This is a genomic window from Streptomyces hygroscopicus subsp. hygroscopicus, assembly GCF_030269125.1.
In the GTDB taxonomy this organism is placed as follows: Bacteria; Actinomycetota; Actinomycetes; order Streptomycetales; family Streptomycetaceae; genus Streptomyces; species Streptomyces hygroscopicus_C.
Genome location: NZ_BSSM01000001.1, coordinates 234,796 through 256,358, shown reverse-complemented (window position 1 = coordinate 256,358; position 21,563 = coordinate 234,796). Strand labels below are relative to the sequence as shown.

Below are 21,563 nucleotides of genomic sequence, written 5' to 3'. Positions count from 1 at the left end.
GCCGCGCCCGTCGTCACCGCGCCGTTTCCGACCGGCGCAACGCGCGGGCCACCGGGCAGACGTGGACGGACAGCCAGTCCAGCGTCGGGCGCAGTTCCCGCCAGGTCAGGGCCACCCACTCGGCCGCCGACGGAAGGCCGGCGGCGGTCCGGTCGCAGCTGCGGCCGATGTCCAGCGTCCGGTGGCGCAGCAGCGCCACGCGCGGGTGGTCGGCCCGGATGCCGCGCGGCCGGGTCTGCAGCGTGGCGCCGCCGACGGTGTACCCCAGCGTCTCCAGCCCGTCCACGAGCGACTGGAGTTCCCCGCCGCGGTCCTCGGCCACCACCGAGCGGTACGCGGCCGTCTCCTGAGGGGCGCGTGAGTAGTACCGGCCGGTGGCGTGCAGGCCGGAGGCGTCGAGGTGGAGCCAGAAACCGAGGCCCGGTTCGAGGTCCACCAGCGCGCCCTGGTAGGTCTTGTACGGCGACTTGTCGTGCGACGCCCGGGTGTCCCGCTGGGGCCGTAGCATCCGCAACTCGCCGAACTCCGGGGCGAGTTCCGCGACCAGGTCCGCCATCGGCCCGCGGACCACCCGCTCGTGGCGGTCGCGGTGCCGCCGCCAGAACGACTTCGAGTTGTCCAGGCCGAGTTCACGGAAGAAGTCGAACGCGTCGTCCGGGATGCCGGTGAAGCCCATGGTCCGTCCTGCTTTCCTACCGGAGCCGGTGAATTCCGTGCGTCGCCGATCGGCCGGGGTCGCTCGTGTCTATCACAGGAGCGACCCCGGCCGGGTCCGTTCAGCGAGGGCGGAGCGCGGCGAAGTAGCCGGGGACGCGGATCGACCTGCGGTCGGACTCGGGGTCGACGGCGCTCATCTCCGCGGAACCGGTGGACAGCCGCCGCCATCGGTCGCCGGGGAAGTGGCGGTCCAGGTCCGCCGGGCCGAAGCGGGTCGAGTGGCGTACCCCCGCGGCTTCGAGCGGCCGGACCAGGTGGGCGGCCCGGCCGCGGGCGCCGCCCACGTGGCCGAGGTAGCCGAACGAACTCGCCGCGTAGTCCGGCTCGATCAGGAGCACACCCGCCCGGCCGGCCGTGAGCACGTCCATCGCGGCGGCCATCGCGGCGCGTTCCTCCTCGTCGAGGACGTGCAGGACGGCGCGGACGAAGACGTTGGCCGGACCGGTCCGTTTCACCAGCGCCTCGACGGCGTCCAGGTCGCCCGGGTCGAGGACGTCGAAGGACAGCCGGTCGAGCCCGGCACTCTCCGCGCGGGCCTTCGCGATCGCGGTGGGCGACACGTCGACCCCGACGACGGTGCCGAACCGGGTGGCAAGGGCCCTGGCGTACCGGCCGTTGCCGCAGCCCAGGTCCACGACCGGCAGCGCCGGGTCCAGGTGCCGCGCCGCGGCGTCGAGGAGCCGTCGCATCTCCTCGGCGTCGTCGGCGTCCCACAGCACGTCTCCGCCGCGGCCTGTGGCGGCCACCGACGCCCAGTACTGTTCCCAGGCCGTCCCGGTGCGCTTCGCGCGCACCTCCTTGCCCGCCTCGGCGGCACCGGCCGCGTGCCGGGCGACGCCGTAGCCGAAGTCGCCGGTGCGCCAGCCGTCGGGCGTGGCGAGCCGGCCCAGCAGGTCGAGGAAGGCGGCGAACATCTCGTCGGTCAGCCCGTCGGGGTAGACGGCCCGGACGTAGTCCCAGTTGAACCGCAGGCCCCCGCCGTCGGTCTCGAAGACCTGGAAGTCCAGGCTCACCTGGGGGGTCTGGGAGATCCCGTACACCGCCGAGCCGAACGAGGTCTCCCGCTGGTCCGGCGGGTAGCCGACCAGGCTGGTCATCACCACCGGCATCGCGGGCACCAGTGTCCCGCGCAGGCGGGTCAGGGCGCGCAGGACCTGGATGCCGGTGAAATGGCGGTGTTCGAGATCGGACCAGAGCCGCCGCTGGAGCGCCTGGGCGCGGTCCGCGAACGTCTCTCCGGCCCCGGTGGCCTCCAGGAGCAGTGTCGTCGTCGTGTGACCGACGACCTTGGTGATCTGCGGGTGCAGGGGCAGCCGGCTGAACAGCGGGAAGTTCAGACAGAACGACGGGTCGGCGGACCAGGACCGGAGCACCTCGGCGTAGGCGGCGGCGAGCACGCCGGAGCCGGTCACGCCGTGCTCGCCGGCCAGGGCGCTGATCGCCGCCCAGTCCTCGGCGCCGAGGACACCGCTGTGCCGTTCGATCCTGGCCTCCACCGCGGGCTGGGACGCCGGCCTTTCGGGCAGCCGCGGGGCGCCGGGCAGCGATGCGAGCCGGTCGAGCCAGTACCACCGCGAGCGCCGGTAGACGTCGCTCTCCTCGAGGTTCGCGGCGAGGCCGAGCGCGTAGTCGCGGAACGTCAGCCGCAGTGGTTCGAGCTCCCGGCCCCGGCCCGCGTACAGCTCGCCCAGCTCGGGAACGATCACCTGGAAGTAGCTCCAGGCGTCGGCCACCAGGAAGTCGAGCACCAGGTGGATGCGGGTCCTGCCGCCGGGCAGCAGGGTCAGCCTGAGATCGAACAGCGGCCACCGGGCCGCGTCGAGGACGGCGTGCGACAACCGGTCGCGCAGCGCGAGGAGTCCGCGCTCGGGGTCCGCCGCCCCGCGCAGGTCGTGGCGCCTGATCACGAAGTCGGGCACCTGCGCGAGCACCCGCTGGGTGCCGTCGGCCAGCACGATGGTGCGCAGCGCGTCGTGGCGCTCCACCAGCGCCTGCCAGGCCCGCTCGAACGCGTCGAGGTCGAGGTCGTCCGACTCCCACTCGAAGTATCCGTGGCAGCCGACGTTCCCCAGCTCGACCATGCCGCCGCGGCCGATCCACATCGCCTGCTGGCCGTCGTTGAGCGGGAAGGGATCGAAGCGCGCGGCCGGGTCCGGCTCGATCGGCGGCAGACCCGCGTAGGCGGCCGAGCCCGCCCTGCCCGCCTCGACGGCCGTGGACAGTTCGGCGGCGGTCGGGTTCGCGTACAGCTCCGTCATCGACAGCTCGACGTCGAACCGGCCGCGCAGTTCGTCGATGAGCCGGAAGGCCAGCAGCGAGTGGCCGCCGAGATGGAAGAAGTTGTCGGTCATCGAGATCGTCCGGCCGTCGAAGATCTCGCTCCACAGCCGGGCCATGGCGGCCTCGGTCTCGGTCCGGGCGGGCACGAAGTCGTCGTCGCCACGCCCCGCCGGATCCGGCGCGGGCAGCGCGCGCAGGTCCGTCTTGCCGTTCGGCAGCCGGGGGATCCGCGGCAGCGGCGTCACCGTCGCCGGAACCATGTAGTAGGGCAGCCGCTCACCGAGCCGGGCCTTCAGCGCGGCGCCGTCCAGCCCGGCGCCCTCGGCCGCGGTGACGTAGGCGGCCAGCTGCCGGCCGCCCCGGCCCGTCCCGACGGTGGTGACCACCGCCTCGGCCACCTCGGGGCAGCCGATCAACGCGGTCTCCACCTCGCCCAGTTCGACCCGGAAGCCCCGGATCTTCACCTGGGCGTCGCTCCTGCCGAGGATCTCTATCGCTCCGTCCGACCGGTACCGGGCGAGATCACCGGTGTCGTAGACGAGCCCGGTCCCGGTCACCGGGTCGGGGCGGAACAGCCTCTCGGTCAGCTCGGGCCGGTTGTGGTACCCGGCGGACAGCCCCGCCCCGCCGATCAGCAGCCGGCCGGTCAGACCCGGCGGCACCGGACGGTCGTGCTCGTCGAGCACGTAGGCGCGTACGTTGGCGATCGGGCGGCCCGCGGGCACCGGATGCGCCGTCTTGATGTGCGCCGGGGTCGCCTGGCTGGTCAGGTCGATACCGGCGCCCAGGTCCAGGCAGGTCAGCGCGTTGGTGCTTTCGCTGGTGCCGTACGTCATGACGACGCGGAACGGGGTGTCCACGGGCGGCCAACTGTGCACCCGCTCCGCGGTGGTGACCATGACGCGCAGCGCGGCGTCGGCGGGCCAGTCCAGCGCCCAGGCCGGTTCCGCGAGCGCGGCCACCAGCATCGTGTGGGTGATCCGGTGCGCGACCAGCCAGTCCCGCAGCTGCGCCGGGGACAGCGCGTGCCGCGCCGCGGGGACGCAGACGGTGGCCCCGAGCGCGAGATACGGCATCCACTCCATGATCTGCACCCCGAACCCGGGCGCGGACAGCCAGGAGGCCCGGTCGCCGGGCCGTACCCCGTAGGCACGACCGGTCCAGTGCACCAGGTTCTCGATCGCGTGCAGCCGTTCGAGGACCGCCTTCGGTTCCCCGGTCGACCCCGAGGTGTAGATGAGGTGGCTGACCGGATCCGGGTCCACGGCGGCGGCCTGGGGCCCGGCGGGCACGGCCGCGGCGGCCGCGATGTCGAGGACCGGGGGGCCGTCCGGGCGCCGCTCACCCAGCCCGCCGCCGGTCAGGACCGCGGTGGCGGCGCTGTCCCGGAGCATGAAGGCGATCCGCGCGTCGGGGTTGACCGGGTCGAGCGGCACGATCGCCGCGCCGGCCTTCAGGATGCCGAAGACGGCGAGCACGTAGTCGGCGCCGCGCGGGCAGAACAGTCCGACGCGGTCCCCGGGCGCGACCCCGGCCCGTCGCAGTGCGGCGGCGATCCGGTCGCCCTTCCGGTCCAGTTCGGCGAAGGAGACGACGAGGTCGCCGTGCTCCACCGCCGGGGCGTCCGGACGGGCGCGCACCTGCGCCGCGAACAGGTCGAGGTATCCGGTGGACGGCCAGTCGGCGGCGGTGCGGTTCCACTCCTCGGTGACGAGCCGCCGGTCCGCGGCGGTCAGCAGGTCGACGGCCGTCAACGGTGTGTCCGGGGCGGCGGCCGCCCGTTCGCCGAGCAGCCGCAGCTGCCCGGCCAGCCGCTCCAGCGTCGCCGGTTCCCACAGCCGCGCGTCGCCGGCCAGGCTGACGACGCCGTCGGCCAGCTCGACCGCGATGTCGCCGGCACCGCGGTGCTCCCCGGTGCCGCCCGCGGTCACCGGTACCGGCGCGGACGGCTGGCGGGACGGCCGGAACGACGGCCCGTCGAGCGCGTCCGCCGTGGCGGAGACCAGGGTGCCGACCGGCGCGTCCTGGGCCACCGGCACCTCGTACCAGCCGCCGGTGCCGGCCAGCCACACCCGGTCGTGTCCGCCGTGCCGGGCGAGGAGGGCGGCCCACACACCGGACCACCACCGGTGGTCGCGGCCGAGGCTGCCGCCGACCCGTGCGACGTGCCAGGGGCGGTGCGCTTCCCGAAGGTCGTGGGGGCCGGCCGGCCGGTCCGCGAGCAGGGCCGGCGGCGGTGCTACGGAAGGGGTGGGCATCATCGGTCGCCTTCCGGGCGGTCGTGGGAAGGGGGAAGGGCGTCCCAGGAACGGTAGGTCCGGCGCGCGTAGACGAGCGGCGTCCCGGGCAGCACGCCGGAGTCGTCGACCGCGCCGAAGACCATCGTGTGGTCGCCGATCTCGACCGCGCGGACCACCGCGCACTCCGCGTAGGCGCAGGCGTCCTCGGTCAGCAGCGGCAGGCCCGTCCCGGACAGCTTCCAGCCGACCAGGGCGAACCGGTCGGGGACGTCGGTCGAGAACACCCGGGCCGTGCGTTCGGCGCCCCCGTGCAGCAGGTTCACCGCGAACCTCCCGTGCCGCAGGGCGGCGGTGAGCGTCGAACTTGCGGTGCGCAGGCACACCGCGAGCGTCGCCGGCCGCAGGCACACGCTGGTCAGCGAGGAACAGGTCATGCCCCGGGGGCCGTCGCCCCCGGGTGCGGTGACCACGGTGACGCCGGTCGCGAGCGAGCCCATGACCCGGCGGAACGCCCGCTCCGACGTGACGTCCATGGCCGATGTGTCGGTCATGTCGTCCGCCGCGGGGCCCGAGCGGTGGCCGGCCGCGGCGATTCGTCGCGGTGCAGCCGGCGCAGGTACTCGTAGGTGGAGGGCAGTTCGGACACCAGCCGGCGCTGGCGCGCCTTGACGTCGGCGAAGGTCTGTTCCGCCGCGGCCACCGAGTCGGGCCGGTAGGAGAGGATCGGCAGCGAGGTCCGCGGCCGGACGCCGAGCCCCGCGAAGACCGAGTAGTAGCTGCCGTTCGTCCAGAAGTTGCGGAACTCCGCCTCGAAGTTGCCGTAGTAGGTGCCCTCGTCGGTCGCCGGCGGATTGATCGGCACTCCGGAGCGGAACATCTCGATCTTCTCCTTGATCTGGTCGGCCAGGGTGAGGTCCTTGGTGGCCCGCCAGAACGGCGTGTCGGTGCGCGGGGAGAGCGAGTAGTGCGCCTGGAGGAAGTCCCGGGTGTCGTCGAACATGTCGACGATCTCGCGGTTGAACCGGTCCCGCAGCACCGGGTCGACGTCGCGTTCCGGGAAGTGCCGGACCAGCTGGTACAGCGAGGCGGTGATGAAGTAGATGCCGGTCGACTCCAGCGGCTCGACGAAGCACGAGGAGAGCCCGATGCTGACGCAGTTGCCCACCCAGGCACGGCGGTTGCGGCCGACCCGGAACTTGATGTGGTTGAGCGGGGTCTTCTCGGGGTCCAGCCCCCACAGCCGGCAGAAGTCGCGGGTGGCCTCGTCCTTGCTCGCGAACGCGTCGCAGTACACGTAGCCGGTGCCGAACCGGCCCGGCATCGGGATCCGCCACGTCCACCCGGCGGGCATCGCGATCGACGAGGTGTAGGGCTCGATCCCGTTCGCCTCGTCGTCATGCGGGACCTGGGTGGCGACCGCGCTGTTGTTCAGCAGGTGGTCGTTCATGTCGATGAAGGGCTCGCCGAGCGTCTTGTTGATCAGCAGACCGCGCAGGCCGCTGCAGTCGACGAAGAGGTCGCCCTCGACGACCCGGCCCGATTCCAGCGTGACCGACTCGATGTGGCCGCGCGCATCGACACGGACGTCCGAGACGGTGCCCTCGATGTGCAGCACACCGTGCTTGGCGGTGGCGAAGTCCCGCAGGAACCCGGCCACGAGGGCGGCGTCGAAGTGCCAGGCGTAGTTCGTCGCGCGGGTCCCGTCGAGGAACCGGGGCGACCGCTTCGCGTCCATCAACGGCGGTTCGACGAAGCTCGCGTAGTCGAACGGCTCGCTGGTCTCGTCGGCCAGGTGCTTGCGCGTCCAGTAGTGCGACAGCGGCACGCCGTCGGGGGACGGCAGCAGGCCGAACGGATGGTAGAAGTGGTCCGATCTGGCGCCGTCGTGCCGGCTGGTCGGTGAACCGGGCCCCGGAGTACGCCAGTTGATGAACTTGACGGCCATCTTGAAACCGGCGTTGCACTTGCTCATCCACTCCTCCTCCCGCAGGCCGAGGTAGTCGAAGAACACCCGCTGGAGGTTGGGCACGGTGGCCTCACCCACGCCGATCCGTGGAATCGCCGGTGCCTCGACGACGCTGATGGCGGCCTGGCCGGACAGTGCCTTGCCGAGATAGGACGCGGCCATCCAGCCGGCGGTGCCGCCGCCGATGATGACGATGTTGCGAACGGGCTCCCCCATGGTGACCTCCATCAGATGGTTGTCGTCGCCGCATCTTCGGCGGCGGCGATTACCCGCTGGTTACGCACGCCCGTGGAGCCGGAGCGGGAGGGCGCTGACTCCCCAGGTGAAGTTGGACGGCGTGAACGAGGGCGTGCCGAGGAGTTCCACCCTCTCGACGCGTTCGGCCAGGCGGCCGAACAGGGCGCCCAGCTCGCAGCGCGCCATGCGCGCGCCCAGGCACAGGTGTCTGCCATGGCCGAACGCCAGGTGCCGGTTGGGATTCCGGTCGACGAGGAACCGGTCCGGCTCGTCGAAGACCTCCTCGTCCCGGTTGGCGGACGCGTTCCAGAGCGTGACCCGCTCGCCGGGCCGCAGCCGCTGCCCGGCGATCTCCGCCGGGCGCAGGACGGTGCGCATCGCGTGCACGCCCGGCGAGGTCCAGCGCAGCGCCTCCTCGACCGCCGCGGCCACCCCGGCGGTGCCGAGGGCGCGCAGCCGCTCCCACTGCTCGGGGAACCGCGCGAAGGCGAGCAGCGCGCCGGCCGCGACGTAGCGGGTGGTCTCGTTGGCGCCGGACAGCACCCCGTTGCAGTTGAAGATGATCTCCTCGTCGGTCAGCGGCCGGCCGCCGTCGGCGTCCACCCTGCCGTGGGCCGCGACCCAGCTGACGAAGTCGTCACCCGGTCGCGCCCGCCGCGCCGCGAGCAGATCGGCGAAGTAGAGGAAGATCTCGCCGTTGGCGTGTCGGCCCGACGCGTCGTCGAACGCCTCGGTGGTGACCGCGCCGATCCAGTCCCAGTCCGACCGGGGCAGATCCATCAGGGCGCACACCACGTGGTTCGGCAGCCGCTTGGCCACCTCGATGAAGTCCAGCGGCCGGTCGAGGACGTCGTCGGTGACCAGGCCGTCCACCACCTGCCGCACCAGTGCGTCGATCCGGGGCATGCGGGAGGGCCCGAACCACTCCCACAGCGTCCGTTTGACCGCGGTGTGCTGCGGCGGATCGGAGACGATCAGCATCCGCTGGGCGACCGCCGCCACGGCGGCCACGTCGCTGCCGATCCGCATCCCGAAGCGGGAGGAGAAGCGGGTGGAGTCCGCGTACACGGCGGTGATGTCACGGTGCCTGGTGAGCACCCAGAACGGCGCGGGGGTGCCCGGATGCCGGTACACCGGCGCGTTGGCGCGCAGCCAGGCCAGGGTGTCCCGGAAGTCGTCGCGCTCGAAGGGGCCGGGATCGGTCAGGTCGATCACCGGTGGCGCCTGCGGGATCACGATGGTTCCTCCTCGGCGAGGTCGGCCAGGACGTGGGAGAGCCGGCCGAGCAGCGCGCCCGGGTCCTCGCGGCTGACCCGGTGCCCGCCGTCGAAGTCGTGGCGGTGCAGCGGCCCGGTGGTGACAGCGCGCCAGTCGTCCAGTTGCGCGGGGGTGACCGTCTCGTCGGCGAGGGCGCCCCACGCGTACACGGGGCAGCGCAGCGGCTCCGCGCCCGGCACCTCCCGGAAGGTCGCCGACAGCGCCGCGTCGCGGCGCAGCACCTCGGCGGCGATGTCGCGCAGTTCGGCGGCGAGTTCCGGCGGCAGATCCGAACCCGCGACGCTCGCGGAGGCCAGCCGTTCGACGTCGTCCTCGCGGAGCCCGCCCTGCCGCGCCCAGTGGACCGGCGCCCGGCAGACGCAGACCACCAGCGCGGACGGGCCGACCGCGCGGGCCACCTCGTACGCGATCAGTCCGCCGAGGCTGTCCCCGAACACGACCAGCGGCCGGCCGAGCAGCCCGGCGTCCGCCAGTTCCGCCACCACGGCACCGACCACCTCGGCGATGCCGGACGGTGCCGGCTCGCCCCACCGGTCCTCCCGGCCGGGCAGTTGCACGGCGCACACCATGGCGCGCGAGCCGAGCCGCCGCTGCCAGTCCTGGAACTGGAGCGCGCTGGCGCCCGCCTGGGGCAGGCAGAGCAGGACCGGGGCGGCCTCCGGCGTGCCGTTCGGCCAGGTGCGGAGGTAGGTCATGACGCCGCCGGGGGTTGTGCCAGCCGGGCGCGGACCAGCTCCGCGCAGGCCCGGACGGTGGGGTTGCCCAGCAGTTCGCGCATCGTCAGGGACACCCCGGTCTCCTCACGCAGGGCGGTGATCAACCCGGCGGCCAGCAGGGAGTGCCCGCCCGAGGCGAAGAAGCCGGCGTCCACGTCGGTCACCGGGTGCTCCAGGACCGTGTTCCAGACCTTCGTGACGGTGTCGAGCAACGCGTCCGTGGTCTGCGCCGGATGCTTCCCGGCCGCGTCGGCGGCGGTGTGCGACGTGGCCAGTGCGGCCCGGTCGGTCTTGCCGTTCGGGGTCAGCGGCAGCGTCCGCAGCCGTCGGACGGCGCTCGGCACCTGGTGCGCGGGAAGCCGTGCGGCGAGGCGCGCGAGCAGTTCCGCGTCCCCCGGGTAGTCCTCGCCCGGCACCACGGCGAGGCCGATGGTCCGGCCTCCCGGGAGCAGGTAGGCGACGGCCTGGGCCACGCCGGGGCCGACGGCATGACGCTCGATCTCGGTCAGCTCCACCCGGAACCCGCGCACCTTGACCTGGGTGTCGACCCGGCCGCGGAACTCCAGCAGCCCGTCGTCCCGGCGCCGGACGAGGTCGCCCGTGCCGTAGATACGGCCGCGCAGGGGGTCGGTCACGAAGTGGCGTGCCGTCAGCTCCGGCTCGTTGCGGTAGCCGAGGGCGACGCCGGGCCCGCCGATGTACAGCTCACCCGGCTCACCGTCGGGTACCGGGCGGCCCTCGGGGCCGAGCACGTGGACGGTGTAGCCGGGGACCGGGGTGCCGATCGTGGCAGGGTCGTCGCCCCGGGCGCTGTCCGCCCAGGTGGCCGCGATGGTGGCCTCGGTCGGCCCGTAGACGTTGAGGAGCCGGCGACCGGTCCCGTGCCGCCGCGCCAGGTCGGGCGGGCACGGTTCGCCGGCCACCACGATCGCCTCCGCGCTGCCCACGCCCTCCTCGCAGGCGGCCAGCAGCGACGGCGTCAGGCACACCACCTTGGGGGAGAGGGCGGCGATGGCGGCGGCGGGTCCGTCGGCCGCCGATCGGGCGAGGTCCACGATGCCGAGCGCGTTGGCGAAGACCAGGTAGAGGAGGGTGCACCAGAGCCAGCCGTCGAACGCGGGCGACACCGCGTTGATGCCGTTGCCGCCGCGTGGCATCCCGAGGGTCTCGATCGCGTCGACGAACGCCTCCAGGTTCCCGAACGAGACGTCGACCCCCTTCGGCCGGCCGCTGCTGCCGGACGTGTGGATCACGTAGGCGACGTCGTCGGGGGAGACCGGCCGCGCCGCCTGGACGCCGGGGCCGTCGCCGGGCTCCGCGAGCAGGTCCGAGGGAGTCAGGACCGGAACGCCGTTGCCGAGCACCTCCGGCGTCAGCTCGGCCGCGACGATCCACCCGGCACCGGAGTTGGCGACGACACCGCTGAGGTGTGCCGCCGGGTGCCGCTCGTCGAGGAGTACCGCGGTCGCGCCGAGGGACCAGACGGAGAGCAGGGCCGTGACCGCGTGCCGGTCACGGCCGGTGGCGAGCGCCACCGCGGTGCCGCGGCCGATCCCGTAGGCGCGCAGCGCGCGGGTGGCCGTGGCCACGGACGCGGCGAGCCCGGCCCAGGTGAGGCCGCCGTCGGCCGTGACGACCGCGGGCTCGTCGGGACGTTCGGCGGCGTGTGCGGCCACATGGCCGAGCAGCCGGGAGATCACGGCCGGGGGCGTTGTCGCCGAGGGGCCCGCGGTCATGCCCGAGTCCTTCCGGCACCGGTGCGCGTACCGCGCGGCCCGGAGGCGAGCGGCCGGCCGCGTCCGTTCAGGACCTGGTTCAGGGTCCGCCTGGTGTCGGTCGAGGGCTCGACGCCTATGAGGCGGTGCAGCCTTCGTTCGCACAGCTGGTACCAGCGCATCGCCTGCTCCGGCTGCCCGAGCAGGCCCGCGACCCTGATCAGGTCCTGGTAGGTGGGCTCGTGCAGCGCGTCGATCTGAAGCGTGCGCTGGCCGAGGGCCACGACCTCGTCCGAGTCGCCGCGCTCCATCGCGGTCGAGCGCAGGACGTCGAGGGCGCCCAGCGCCAGCGACCGGTAGTACTCGCGCGCCTCGGCGATCCAGTCCTCGTCCTGACCCGCCAGGAAGTCGCCGTGGTACAGGGCGATCGCCCTGGTCAGGCTCTCCGCGGCCTGATCGGCCCGGCCGTGGGAGCGGTGCTGCATGCCCTCGTGCACCCGGTCCCGGAACTCCTCGATGTCGCACCAGGTGTCGTCGGCGTCGAGCAGGTAGCCGCCGTCCCGGTGCAGCAGCCGGATGGGCGACCCGGCGCCCTCCACGTTCTTGCTGGCGCCGAGCGTGCTGCGGGCTCCGCAGCAGGCCACCTTCAGCGAACTGGAGGAGGCGTGCCACTCGGCCTCCGGCCAGAGCGCGTCCCGCAGCTGATCGCGCGTCATCACCCGGTTGCGGTGCAGCATGAGGTACTGGAAGAAGCTGCGGGACTTCCCGGCCCTCCAACGCTCGACCGGCATGCCGCCCACCGAGGTCGCGAACCGCCCGAGGAAACACACCGACAGGTAGGCGGGCGGGGCGTCCGGTACGTTCGCAAGCGTGGTCGTAACGCTCACCTCTCTCACTCCTCTCGCGGGCTGCCGGTCGGCAGTTCGCCACGGCCGGCCCCGAGCCTAGGTTCGCCGCGTGGCGGTGAGGAGGTAGTAGCGGTGGAGTTACGACCCTTCCCGGCCGGGTGGTACACCCCGGTCGTAGCGAGGATGAGCCGGAAGGGGGAGCGGGCCGAGCCACCGGGAGGATGCCGGTGGCTGCGGGGGGCCGGACACTGGTCGCCATGAACGGACCGACCGGTGTCCCGCGCGAGGACTTCGCGAGCGACAACCACGCGGAGGCGCATCCCGCCGTACTGGCCGCGGTCACGGCGGCCGCCCGGGGGCCGGCGCCGGCTTACGGCGGTGACCGCTGGACGGCGGCGGCCGAGGCGGGCCTGCGCGAGCTGGCCGGGCCGACGGCGGTTCCCCTGCTGGTCTTCGACGGCACGGCCGCGAACGTCCTCGGCCTCTCCGTCCTGCTCGGTCCGGGTGACGCGATCGTCTGCGCCGACAACGCCCACTGCGCGGTGGACGAATGCGGGGCGGTGGAGGCGATGCTGGGCAGGAAACTCCTGCTCGCGCCGGCACCGGACGGCAAGCTCACCCCGGCGGCGATCGAGGCCGTGCTGGGGCGGTGCACGGACGTACGGACGCCGCGCCCTTCGGTGGTGGCGCTCACCCAGGTCACCGAGCTGGGGACCTGTTACACACTGGAGGAGCTCGCGGCGCTGCGGGAACTCTGCGACCGCAAGGGGCTCCGCGTCTACCTGGACGGGGCACGCCTCGCCAACGCCGTGGCCCATCTGGGCTGCACGGTGGCGGACATCGCCCGCTTCGCCGACGCGCTGAGCTTCGGCTTCACCAAGAACGGGGCGCTGGGCGCCGACGCGCTGCTCCTGATGACGTCCGGCATCGCCGAGCGGGCGCCCTACCTGCGCAGGCAGCAGGGGCAGTTGGCGTCCAAGATGCGCTACCTCGCCGTGCAGGTCAACGCGCTGCTCGACGGCGGCCTCTGGCTGGACAACGCGCGGCACGCGAACAGCATGGCCACCCGCCTCGTGGCGGACCTGGGGGCGATCCCCGGAGTCCGGCCGGCCCACCCGGTGCAGTCCAACGCGGTCTTCGTCGAGCTACCGCCTGCCGCGACGGACCGGCTGCGAAAGCGCTGGACCCTTCATCCCCTGCCGGCCGGAGCGACCCGCCTCATGACGTCTCATGCCACCGGTCGTACGGACGTGAGCGAACTGGTCGCGGACGTGGCGGCGAGCCTGAAGTAGGAGACCGGTCGTCCACAGGGCGTCCGGGCAGCATGCCCGCCGCCTCGGCCCGCCGCAGCGCGTCGACCCGGGAGACCGCGCCGAGCTTGCGGTAGATGTTGGTGAGGTGACGCTTGACCGTGCTCACGCTGATGAACAGCCGTCGGGCGAGTTCGGCGTTGCTCATGCCCTCGGCGAGGATGGAGAGGACTTCCAGCTCACGGGTCGACATCAGACCGGACGGCTTGGACCCGGCCCGGTCGTCCGCGAACAGCGACCTCTGCGGGAGATGGATGATGAGCTGGTTCGAGTTCATCAGCACGGAGTCGATCGCCGTTCTCAGTGCCGGGTAGTCGACCGACTTGTGCAGGAAGCCGGACACACCGTCGGCTATCAGTTCGCGGATCCGCGCACCGTCGTCGTGCATGCTCAGGATGATCACTTTGGTGTCCGGGCTGTCCTTGTGGATGTCGATCAGCATTTCGTGCGGATCGGAACCGGGCACCTCGATATCGAGGATCAGAACGTCCGGATGGAGCAGCCGGCACAGGACGACCGCCTCGGCGCCGGTCGATCCCTCGGCCTCCACGACGAAAGTCGGAACCGAGGTGAGGAGGGAGACCAGACCGGTGCGGAACAGGTTGTGATCGTCCACCACGACGAGCCGGGTACGGGCATCGGACAGGGGGCCGCGAGTCAACTCCGTCGTCATGCCGCCCGCCCCCCGGCGTCGGCAGTGGACCTCGGCTTTCTCGTGCCTTCCCGGGTGACGCGTTGATTTTCCAATCTCGTGCCTTCCCCCGTGGCGCAACGCATCCCCAATGCCGTTCCGCCTTGCTGACGAAGGTAACGGCCGTGGTGCGAGGATGACAAGCTGGAACTCCGGCTGTAAATAGGGATCTTGCTGGTCACGGCGGGTCGGCGCGCACCGAATATGCCGGGGACACGAACCCGCCGGGCAAGGCGTCGGCGCGGCGCCGGTCGAGGCCGGTGATCAAAGGGATCACGAACACCGGATATGGATCAAGGCGGGTCTTCCGTGCGAATGAAGGAGCCGCGGCGTGCCTCGAATAACGGACAGCCGGCCCGTCGATTCGAAGAGGCCGCTGGAAGATATCCGTCCGGTGCCGTTTCTCGGCCCCTCGGGCCGGTGAGCCCGCTTTTCCGGTGCGCCGACGGAACACCGCCGCGCCCCCCGGACGCGACGGCGGCCACCCCTGCGACCGCGAACAGGCGCGGCGGCTCGCGGAGATCAGCCGGAGGCCGGCGTCGCCGTCCTCGACCCGGTGACGCTCACCGCCCACCTCGGCCCGTGACCGGGCGACGGAACCGGCCGCCGGAGTCCGCCTCGCCCCGGCGCGCGACGCCCTGGCCGTCCTCGGCCGCGAGGTCGCGCCGCGCGCCTGCCGGCCCTCCCCGCGAACGGGCGGGCGCTCATGACCGGGTGGTCAGGCGGCGCAGGTGGCGTTCCAGACCGTGGTGGACCGCCGCGGCGTGCTCGAAGAGGTAGAAGTGGCCGCCCGGGAACTCGGTCGCGCCGAGGAAGTCGGTGCAGTGGTCCGCCCAGGCGGCCATGGCACCGGGGGCCACGATCGGGTCGGCGGTGCCGCAGTAGGCCGCGACCGGGCAGGGTGCCGGTTCGCCGTCCTCGCGCAGGCTGCCGGCGGCCAGGAAGTCCGCGCGCAGCGCCGGCATGATCGAGGCCAGGGTGGCCGCGTCGGGGGCCGTCCCCTCCGGCACCAGCCCGAGCCGGGCCACCCGGGCGAGGAGTTCGTCGTCCGACATGGTGGCGACCCGGGCGAGGCCGGCGGCCGGTTCCAGCGCCGGGGCCCAGGCCGAGACGCCCAGCAGCGCGGGCGCCGGCAGGCCGTCGGCCGCGGCGGCCACGGACAGGCGGTAGGCGAGCAGAGCGCCGAGGCTGTGGCCGAGCAACGGATACGGGCGGCCGTCGAGTTCGGCCTCGAACGCCGTCAGCAGCGCGTCCACCAGGGGCGTCACATCGGTGAAGGGCTCCTCGCCGAGGCGCTCCTGACGTCCGGGCAGTTGCGGGGTGCGTACCTCCATGGTGGAGGGCAGGGTGGCGGCCCAGGCCTGGTAGGCGGGGGGCCGTGCCGCCGGCGTGCGGGAAGAGGAACACCTGGTGATCGGCGTTCGGATCGGCTCCGGAGCCGGTGAACCGGCGGGCGCGCCGGGTCGTTTCGGTCGTCATGGGCTCTCCTGATCCGTCTGGCGTGCCCTGGACACCAGGACGTCCGCGAACTCCCGCAGGTGGGTCTCCGGCCGCAGCGATCCGATGCGGAGCACGATGTGGCGGGCGCCCGCCCGCACGTAGTCGGCGAGGCGCTGCGCGCAGTACTCGCTCGGGCCCCAGGCATAGGTCCGGATGGCGGACATCTGCTCCAGCGTGCGGCCGTAGCAGAGCTCCAGGTAGTCGTCCAGCTCGACCCTGGCCCGCTGCTCGTCCGGGCCGACCGTGATCGTCAGGTACAGGGCCGGGGTGACCGCGCCGGCCGGCCGTCCCGCGCGCCGGCACAGGTCCTCCAGGCGCCGCCGGGCACCGGCGTACGCCTCGGCCGAGGTGAGGAAGGGCAGCCAGCCGTCGTAGCGGCGGGCCGCCCGCCCCAGCGTCCGGACGGTGTCGTCGGCGGCGAGCCACAGCGGCGGTCCGTCGGGTACGGCGGGGCAGACCAGCCGGTCGAGGCCCTCCGCCCGCCAGTGCCGGCCGGCGAAGCGGTTCGGCGCACCGGGCCGGGTACTGCTCCAGGCCGTGCGCCACAGCTCGGTGATCTCGTCCAGCCGGACCGCCCGGTCGCCCGCCCCGGCGCCGACGGCGGCCAGTTCCTCGTCGGTCTCCGGCGCCGGGAAACCCACACCCACCCCCAGCACGAGCCGGCCGGAGCTGACGTGGTCCAGGCTGCTGACCATGTTCGCCGCCACGAGCGGGTGCCGCAGCGCGGGTGTCAGGGCCGCGGTGCCCAGGAGCACGCGGCGGGTCACGGCGCCCACGGCGGACAGCGTCACCAGCGGGTCGAGCCGCGGGCGCGCGGTGAGCGAGTCGCCCGTCCACAGGGAGTCGAAGCCGAGGCCCTCGGCCCGTCGCGCGAAGTCCAGGAGGGGCGACACGCCGTACTCGCCGAGGATCGCCTGCTCCCGGGTCGGCAACAGCACCCCCACGCGGAGCGGCTGACGGGCTGCCCCCATCGCGCACCTCTTTCCCGGATCGTGGTCAGCGGTCCCGTCGATCCAACCCGGCGTTCCTGACAGATTCCTGATGGACCGATGAAAGAAGGGCGGCCGGTGCGGGTGGCGAGGCAGTCGGCGGCATACCGGTCGCCCGCCCCGTCGTATCAATTACCCGCGGGGTAATCCGAAAACCTTTAATGCGTCGTCCGAATCGGCCATGGCTAGGCTCGATAAATCGCACGGGGGCGTGGTCGGCGCGACGCGCTTGCTGCCTGAGTTGCGCCGATTCGTCCCGACATAAACATCGAAAACCGGCTTCGCTGCAAGAGGCGCGCACTGGCCTGGAAGCGACGACAAATCATCCTCGGTACTTGCGGTTGCGAACATGTCAGTAGTCAATAAAAGGAACCGCGCGCTACAGGGGAGAAAAAGTGATCAATTATTCGCGGTTCGAGGATGAGCACTCGAACAACGGTATGAGACTGCCGTCCGGCTCCCAGGTGCCGGCCGCTTCCGGTACCGCTCCGGCCTTCATGTTCCTGGGGCCGCTCGAGGTGCGCGCGGGCGGCCGTACGCACACCGTGGGCGGGAGCCGGCAGCGCACCCTGCTGGCTGCGCTGCTGGTGAGCCCCGGCCGCCCGCTGGCCGCCGAGCAGCTGTACACCGAACTGTGGGGGGAGAACCCGCCGCCCACCTTCGAGAACTCGCTGCAGGCCCACGTCTACCGGTTACGCCGGACCCTGCAGCAACTGGCCTGCCCGCACGGCCACGCACCCGAACTGCTCACCCGCTCGTCGGGATACGTCCTGGAGCTGGGCGGCCAGGAGACCGACGCCGCGGCCTTCCGCCGGCTGGTCGGCCAGGCCCGCGCCAGCGCGCGGCACAGCCCCGACGAGGCGCACCGGCTGCTCGGCGAGGCACTGGCGCTCTGGCGCGGCGCGCCCTTCCAGGACGTCAGCCAGGGTCCGATGTCGCAGAGCGTGGCGCTGGCCCTGGAGGAGGAGCAGCTGTGCGCCGTCGAGGACAAGCTCTGGCTGGAGATCCAGCTCACCGACCCGGTGCACATCATCAGTGAGCTGAAGCGCATGCGCTCCATCCATCCCTGGCGCGAGCGGCTGACCGAGATGCTCATGCTGGCCCTGTACCGGACCGGACGGCAGGCCGAGGCCGTGGAGACCTTCAACAGCACACGGCGCAGGCTCGCGAGCGAGCTGGGCATGGAGCCCTCGCTCAAGCTGCGCGAACGGCTGCGGGAGATCCTCAACCAGGCGCCCTCGCTGGACGCGGCCGTGCCCGCCTAGGGTCGGGCGCCTCGACGGGACGAGGCCGCGGCAGAACGCCCGGAATCCGCCGGGGGCGTCCTGCCGCGGCCTCGTCCCGTGCCGTGCCCGAGAGACACCGCCCGGGTCCGTGAATCCGGTGCCGCGTCAGCGGCGCGTCAGCGCACCGCGCCAGAATATTTCACGCGCATACTCGCTCCCAGCGGGAAAGTAGCCCTCTGCGCCCCTCCTCTTTGCAGTCGCAGAGGAGTGAATCTCCCTTTTCTCTTTCTTTTTACGTTGCTCCTAAGGCGTTATTTCCTTCCGATTCACCAGTTTCCCTTCAGTCGTCGATCAGCAGCGCTGTCCAAGGTGGACGGCGAACGAAAGGACGACGAAGGGACTGTGGACGAGTACGCCGGGCAGCCGGAGATCCTGCGCAACCTCGAACGGTTCGCCACGAGCCGGGGACTGGCGGAGCACATCCGCTTCGGCACGGAGGTCACCCAGGCCGCGTGGTCGGACGAGGACGGCCGCCGGCTCCTGCGCACCTCGCGCGGCTGCGGGCGCGCGTCATGGTCACGGCGTGGGGACGGCTGGACCGGCCGGCCTGGGCGCGCATCGAGGGCGCGGACGACTTCGCCGGAACCCAGGCGCACACGGCGCGCCGGCCCGAGACGCTGGACCTGACCGGCAAGCGGGTCGCCCGCGTCGGCAGCGCGGCCGGCGCCGTCCGGCTGGTGCCCGCCATCGCGGGGACCACCGAGCGGCTGACGGTGTTCCAGCGCTCCGCCAACTACCTGCTCCCGCGTCAGGACCAGGCCCTCGGCGACGACGAGCGTGCCGCGCTGCGCGCCGATCCGCAGCGCTACGCCGCGCTGCGCGATGGGCCTCGACGTACTGGATGTCGCCGGGCGTCGGGCGGCACCGGGCCAGGGCGGAGCGCATGACCTGTTCCTGGGCGGCGCCGTTGGGGGCCACCAGGCCCGCGCTCTCGCCGTCCTGGCCGACCGCCGAGCCCCGGATCACGGCGTGCACCGTGTCGCCGTCCCGCAGCGCGTCGGACAGCCGCTTGAGGACCAGCACCCCGCGGCCCTCGGCGCGGGCGCAGCCGCCGGCCCGTTCGTGGGCCAGGTGGGTGGCGGTCGGCGACGAGGAGCAGGTGGTGTCGACGGTCATGCACGGCCCGTGCGGTCCGAGGAAGAACGACAGCCGGCCCGAGACCGCGCTGTGGCTCAGGCCGGGCGCGAGGTGGCCGTCGAGGTCCGCGGGGGCGAGACCGGCGGACTCGAAGGCGTGGTCGAGGGTGGTGACGCCCATGGACACGCCCGTGTCGCCGTGCCGCAGCGAGGTCGGGTCGATCCCGGCGTGCTCCAGCGCCTCCCAGGCCGTCTGGGGGGCCGGCCGCTGCTGGGGGTCGATGTAGGGGGCCCCTTTGGGCGAGATCGAGAAGAAGGCGGCGTCGAACCGGTCGACGTCGCGTACGAAACCGCCGCGCGGCCAGTCGCCGTCCCCCTCCCCGTCCGGGACGGCGTGCTCGGCCTCCGGGATGCCGGCGGCCGCGGCGTCCGGGGCCATCTGACGGCGCTCGCCGGCCGGCAGGGGCCCGATGCCCGAACGGCCCTCGCGCAGGAACTCGGCGAAAATGTCGGCGTCGTCGTTCCCGCCCGGAATGCGCAGCCCCATGCCGACGACGGCGATGGGTCCGTATTTCTCCTTCTCAAGGGTGGCGAGCGCCTCCTCGTTGGCGGCGAGCGCTTCTTCCGTGCGTCGCAGTTCAGCGAGTACGGCGGCCAGGTCGGCCGCCGCGGGATGCGGTGTGTCCGACATTTATTCCCCCGTTCAGGAAACGGATCGCGCGCAAAGATGCTCTATCAACTGCCCGGCGGTCGGATGGCCGAAAAGGGCGGCAGTCGAAATCTCACGCCCCAGCTTCCGCTCCAGGGAAAGCTTCACCTCGCTGAGCCGCAGCGAGGTGAGTCCCAGGTCGAAGAAGCCCACGTCCAGCGAGAACACCTCGCTGTCGGTCATGAAAAGGGCGCTCCTGAACTCCTCGACCACCAGGTCCTCGATGAGTTCCCGGCGCTCGTGATCGGGCAGGAGATTCAGCTCCCCCACGGCGGGAAAACCTTGCGACACCCACGTCACCGCCTCTCTGCGAATCGACTGCTTCAGTCCAACGGAACCAGCCCTTCCTGATAATGAACTGATAGTCGGCTGATGGCGGTCCGGCTTTCGGTCGCACCGCCTTCGCCATCAAACGAAATAAGCGCTCGACCGGTTTGGCACCACCACATCGGTGTCATGTTTCCCGGTATGGAGGAAAACGAATTCGATCTGGTCGGTGAATTAGACAGGACTCTGAAGGCGCTGGGTCTCTCGCGCGACGACGCGGTCAGCGAACTCGTCGTGCGTGGACACGATCCGCTGGTGCCGTCCACCATCCGGCTCGGCTCGGCGATGGGCATGGCCCTGCTGTCCGCCGCCGTCGGCGCGGCACAGATCTGGCACGCCGCGACGGGCCGCACGCAGCGGCTGGGACTGGACCTCGGGCAGGCGATGCACCAGTTGACGCCCTACCTCGGCGGCGGCAACACCCTGAACGGCTACGGCTCCAACATGGGCAGCGTCCTCGGGCTCGACGGCTCCCCGGCCCCCGCCCTGTGGGACCTGTACCGCACCGCGGACGACCGCTGGGCCATCCCGATCGCCTGCTACCCGAGCACCCGGGACGCCTTCCTCGACCTGCTCGGCACCGCGCACACCCGCGAGCGCATCGGCGCGGCCGTCGCCCGATGGGTCTCCTGGGACCTGGAGGAGGCGGCGGCCGACCGGGGCGTCCCCCTGGCGATCGTCCGCAGCAGGGAGGAGTTCCTCGCCCACCCCCAGGGCCGGGCCGTACTCGCCGAACCCCTCGTGTCCGTCGAGCGGGTGGGCGACGCCCCGCCACGGCCGCTGCCGGCCGCGGCCCAGCCGCTGTCCGCGTTGCGCTCCCTTCAGTTCACCCACGTCTTCGCGGGCACCGCCACCGGCCGTGTCCTCGCCGAACAGGGCGCCGACGTGCTGCACGTGTGCGAACCGAACGCCTTCGACCACGACCTGTGCTGGAACGAGACGGGCGTGGGCCTGCGCTCCGCCCGCCTCGCCCTGGACACCGGCGGCGAGGGCCGGCGCGTCTTCGACGAACTGCTGCGCACCGCGGACGTCTTCGTGCACAACCACCGGCCCGCCAAGATGGCCCGGCTCGGACTCGGCCCCGAGGAGTGTGCCGAGATCTCGCCCGGCATCATCCATGTCTCCGTCCGCGCCTACGGCCACAGCGGCCCCTGGCAGGACCGGGGCGGCTTCGACCAGCACGCCCAGGCCCTGACCGGCGTCAACTGGAGCGAACGGCAGGACGGACGGCCCCGGTTGCCGCCCGGCCGCATGCTCAACGACTACCTCGCCGCCCATCTCGCCGCCGCCGGCGTGATGAGCGCGGTCCTGCGGCGCGCCCACGAGGGCGGCAGCTACCAGGTGCGCGTCTCCCTCGCCGGCGTCGCCAACTGGGCCTGGCAGCTGGGCACGTTCACCCGCGAGGAGTGCGAACGGCTCCTGCCCCCGACCCCGCTGCCGGAGCCCCGCCGCCTCACCCGGCCCACCCCCCTCGGCGACCTCTCCCTCGTCGCCCCGCCCGTCAGCCTCAGCGAGACCCCGCCCGCCTGGCGCGGCCCGCTCCTGGTGCCCCGAGGCTCGTCCCGCCCCTGCTGGGACGAGGACCCGGCATCGTCCTGACGCCCCCGCGCGCCCCGCCCCGCCTCGCCCACCGGCGGGTGCCCCGCCCCACCGCCACCCGTGCCGGTCCTCGCGCCCC

At 72.7% G+C, this 21,563-nt stretch carries 16 protein-coding genes; 3 read left to right on the top strand and 13 right to left on the bottom strand.

Annotation, left to right across the window (positions count from 1 at the left end):
• Nucleotides 1–13 precede the first annotated feature (13 nt).
• The 8 genes from QSK45_RS01150 to QSK45_RS01115 all read right to left on the bottom strand — a co-directional run bounded on the left by QSK45_RS01150 (nt 14) and on the right by QSK45_RS01115 (nt 12,036).
• On the bottom strand, nt 14–676 hold the full coding sequence (locus QSK45_RS01150; protein WP_285552283.1) for a DUF2461 domain-containing protein: 663 nt from the start codon (nt 674–676) through the stop codon (nt 14–16).
• A gap of 100 nt (nt 677–776) precedes the next feature.
• Nucleotides 777–5,255, bottom strand: a complete 4,479-nt coding sequence (locus QSK45_RS01145) for an amino acid adenylation domain-containing protein (RefSeq protein WP_285552282.1) — start codon at nt 5,253–5,255, stop codon at nt 777–779.
• Entirely contained in the window at nt 5,255–5,788 is a 534-nt protein-coding gene (locus tag QSK45_RS01140; protein ID WP_285552280.1) for a flavin reductase family protein, read from the bottom strand. Before QSK45_RS01140 ends, QSK45_RS01145 begins: the two co-directional genes overlap by 1 nt.
• Entirely contained in the window at nt 5,785–7,419 is a 1,635-nt protein-coding gene (locus QSK45_RS01135) for a tryptophan halogenase family protein (protein ID WP_285552279.1), read from the bottom strand. The genes QSK45_RS01140 and QSK45_RS01135 overlap by 4 nt, the downstream gene beginning before the upstream one ends.
• Before the next feature lie 60 nt (nt 7,420–7,479).
• Nucleotides 7,480–8,676 carry a cytochrome P450 gene (locus QSK45_RS01130; RefSeq protein ID WP_285552278.1) on the bottom strand — a complete coding sequence of 399 codons (1,197 nt, stop codon included), beginning with the start codon at nt 8,674–8,676 and terminating at the stop codon, nt 7,480–7,482.
• Nucleotides 8,673–9,413 carry a thioesterase II family protein gene (locus tag QSK45_RS01125; RefSeq protein ID WP_285552276.1) on the bottom strand — a complete coding sequence of 247 codons (741 nt, stop codon included), beginning with the start codon at nt 9,411–9,413 and terminating at the stop codon, nt 8,673–8,675. Before QSK45_RS01125 ends, QSK45_RS01130 begins: the two co-directional genes overlap by 4 nt.
• Nucleotides 9,410–11,170 carry a non-ribosomal peptide synthetase gene (locus QSK45_RS01120; RefSeq protein ID WP_285552275.1) on the bottom strand — a complete coding sequence of 587 codons (1,761 nt, stop codon included), beginning with the start codon at nt 11,168–11,170 and terminating at the stop codon, nt 9,410–9,412. Before QSK45_RS01120 ends, QSK45_RS01125 begins: the two co-directional genes overlap by 4 nt.
• Nucleotides 11,167–12,036: an AfsR/SARP family transcriptional regulator gene (locus QSK45_RS01115; protein ID WP_285552273.1), complete on the bottom strand. Its 870-nt coding sequence runs from the start codon at nt 12,034–12,036 to the stop codon at nt 11,167–11,169. The genes QSK45_RS01120 and QSK45_RS01115 overlap by 4 nt, the downstream gene beginning before the upstream one ends.
• Nucleotides 12,037–12,254: 218 nt before the next feature.
• On the opposite strand from QSK45_RS01115, the gene QSK45_RS01110 reads away from it, so the two are divergent.
• Nucleotides 12,255–13,289, top strand: coding sequence for a threonine aldolase family protein (locus QSK45_RS01110; RefSeq protein ID WP_285552270.1), 1,035 nt, complete (start codon nt 12,255–12,257; stop codon nt 13,287–13,289).
• Here the strand turns inward: QSK45_RS01110 and QSK45_RS01105 are convergent.
• The 3 genes from QSK45_RS01105 to QSK45_RS01095 form a co-directional block, all read right to left on the bottom strand.
• Entirely contained in the window at nt 13,216–13,980 is a 765-nt protein-coding gene (locus QSK45_RS01105) for a response regulator (protein WP_285552268.1), read from the bottom strand. The genes QSK45_RS01110 and QSK45_RS01105 overlap by 74 nt on opposite strands.
• A gap of 722 nt (nt 13,981–14,702) precedes the next feature.
• Nucleotides 14,703–15,413 carry a thioesterase II family protein gene (locus QSK45_RS01100; RefSeq protein ID WP_285553357.1) on the bottom strand — a complete coding sequence of 237 codons (711 nt, stop codon included), beginning with the start codon at nt 15,411–15,413 and terminating at the stop codon, nt 14,703–14,705.
• 60 nt (nt 15,414–15,473) lie between these two features.
• A complete protein-coding gene (locus QSK45_RS01095; protein WP_285552266.1) occupies nt 15,474–16,469 on the bottom strand; it encodes an LLM class flavin-dependent oxidoreductase in 996 nt (331 codons plus the stop codon).
• Between the two features lie 458 nt (nt 16,470–16,927).
• Here QSK45_RS01095 and QSK45_RS01090 point away from each other — a divergent pair, with 458 nt between their 5' ends.
• On the top strand, nt 16,928–17,752 hold the full coding sequence (locus tag QSK45_RS01090; RefSeq protein WP_285552264.1) for an AfsR/SARP family transcriptional regulator: 825 nt from the start codon (nt 16,928–16,930) through the stop codon (nt 17,750–17,752).
• Nucleotides 17,753–18,289: 537 nt separating this feature from the next.
• On the opposite strand, the gene QSK45_RS01085 is transcribed toward QSK45_RS01090, so the two are convergent.
• Complete coding sequence (locus tag QSK45_RS01085; protein ID WP_285552262.1) at nt 18,290–19,540, bottom strand: beta-ketoacyl [acyl carrier protein] synthase domain-containing protein; 1,251 nt, start codon at nt 19,538–19,540, stop codon at nt 18,290–18,292.
• A gap of 12 nt (nt 19,541–19,552) precedes the next feature.
• Entirely contained in the window at nt 19,553–19,828 is a 276-nt protein-coding gene (locus QSK45_RS01080) for an acyl carrier protein (RefSeq protein ID WP_285552261.1), read from the bottom strand.
• Between the two features lie 198 nt (nt 19,829–20,026).
• Between QSK45_RS01080 and QSK45_RS01075 the strand changes: the two genes are divergently transcribed.
• On the top strand, nt 20,027–21,484 hold the full coding sequence (locus tag QSK45_RS01075; protein WP_285552259.1) for a CoA transferase: 1,458 nt from the start codon (nt 20,027–20,029) through the stop codon (nt 21,482–21,484).
• The last annotated feature ends 79 nt before the right edge of the window (nt 21,485–21,563 follow it).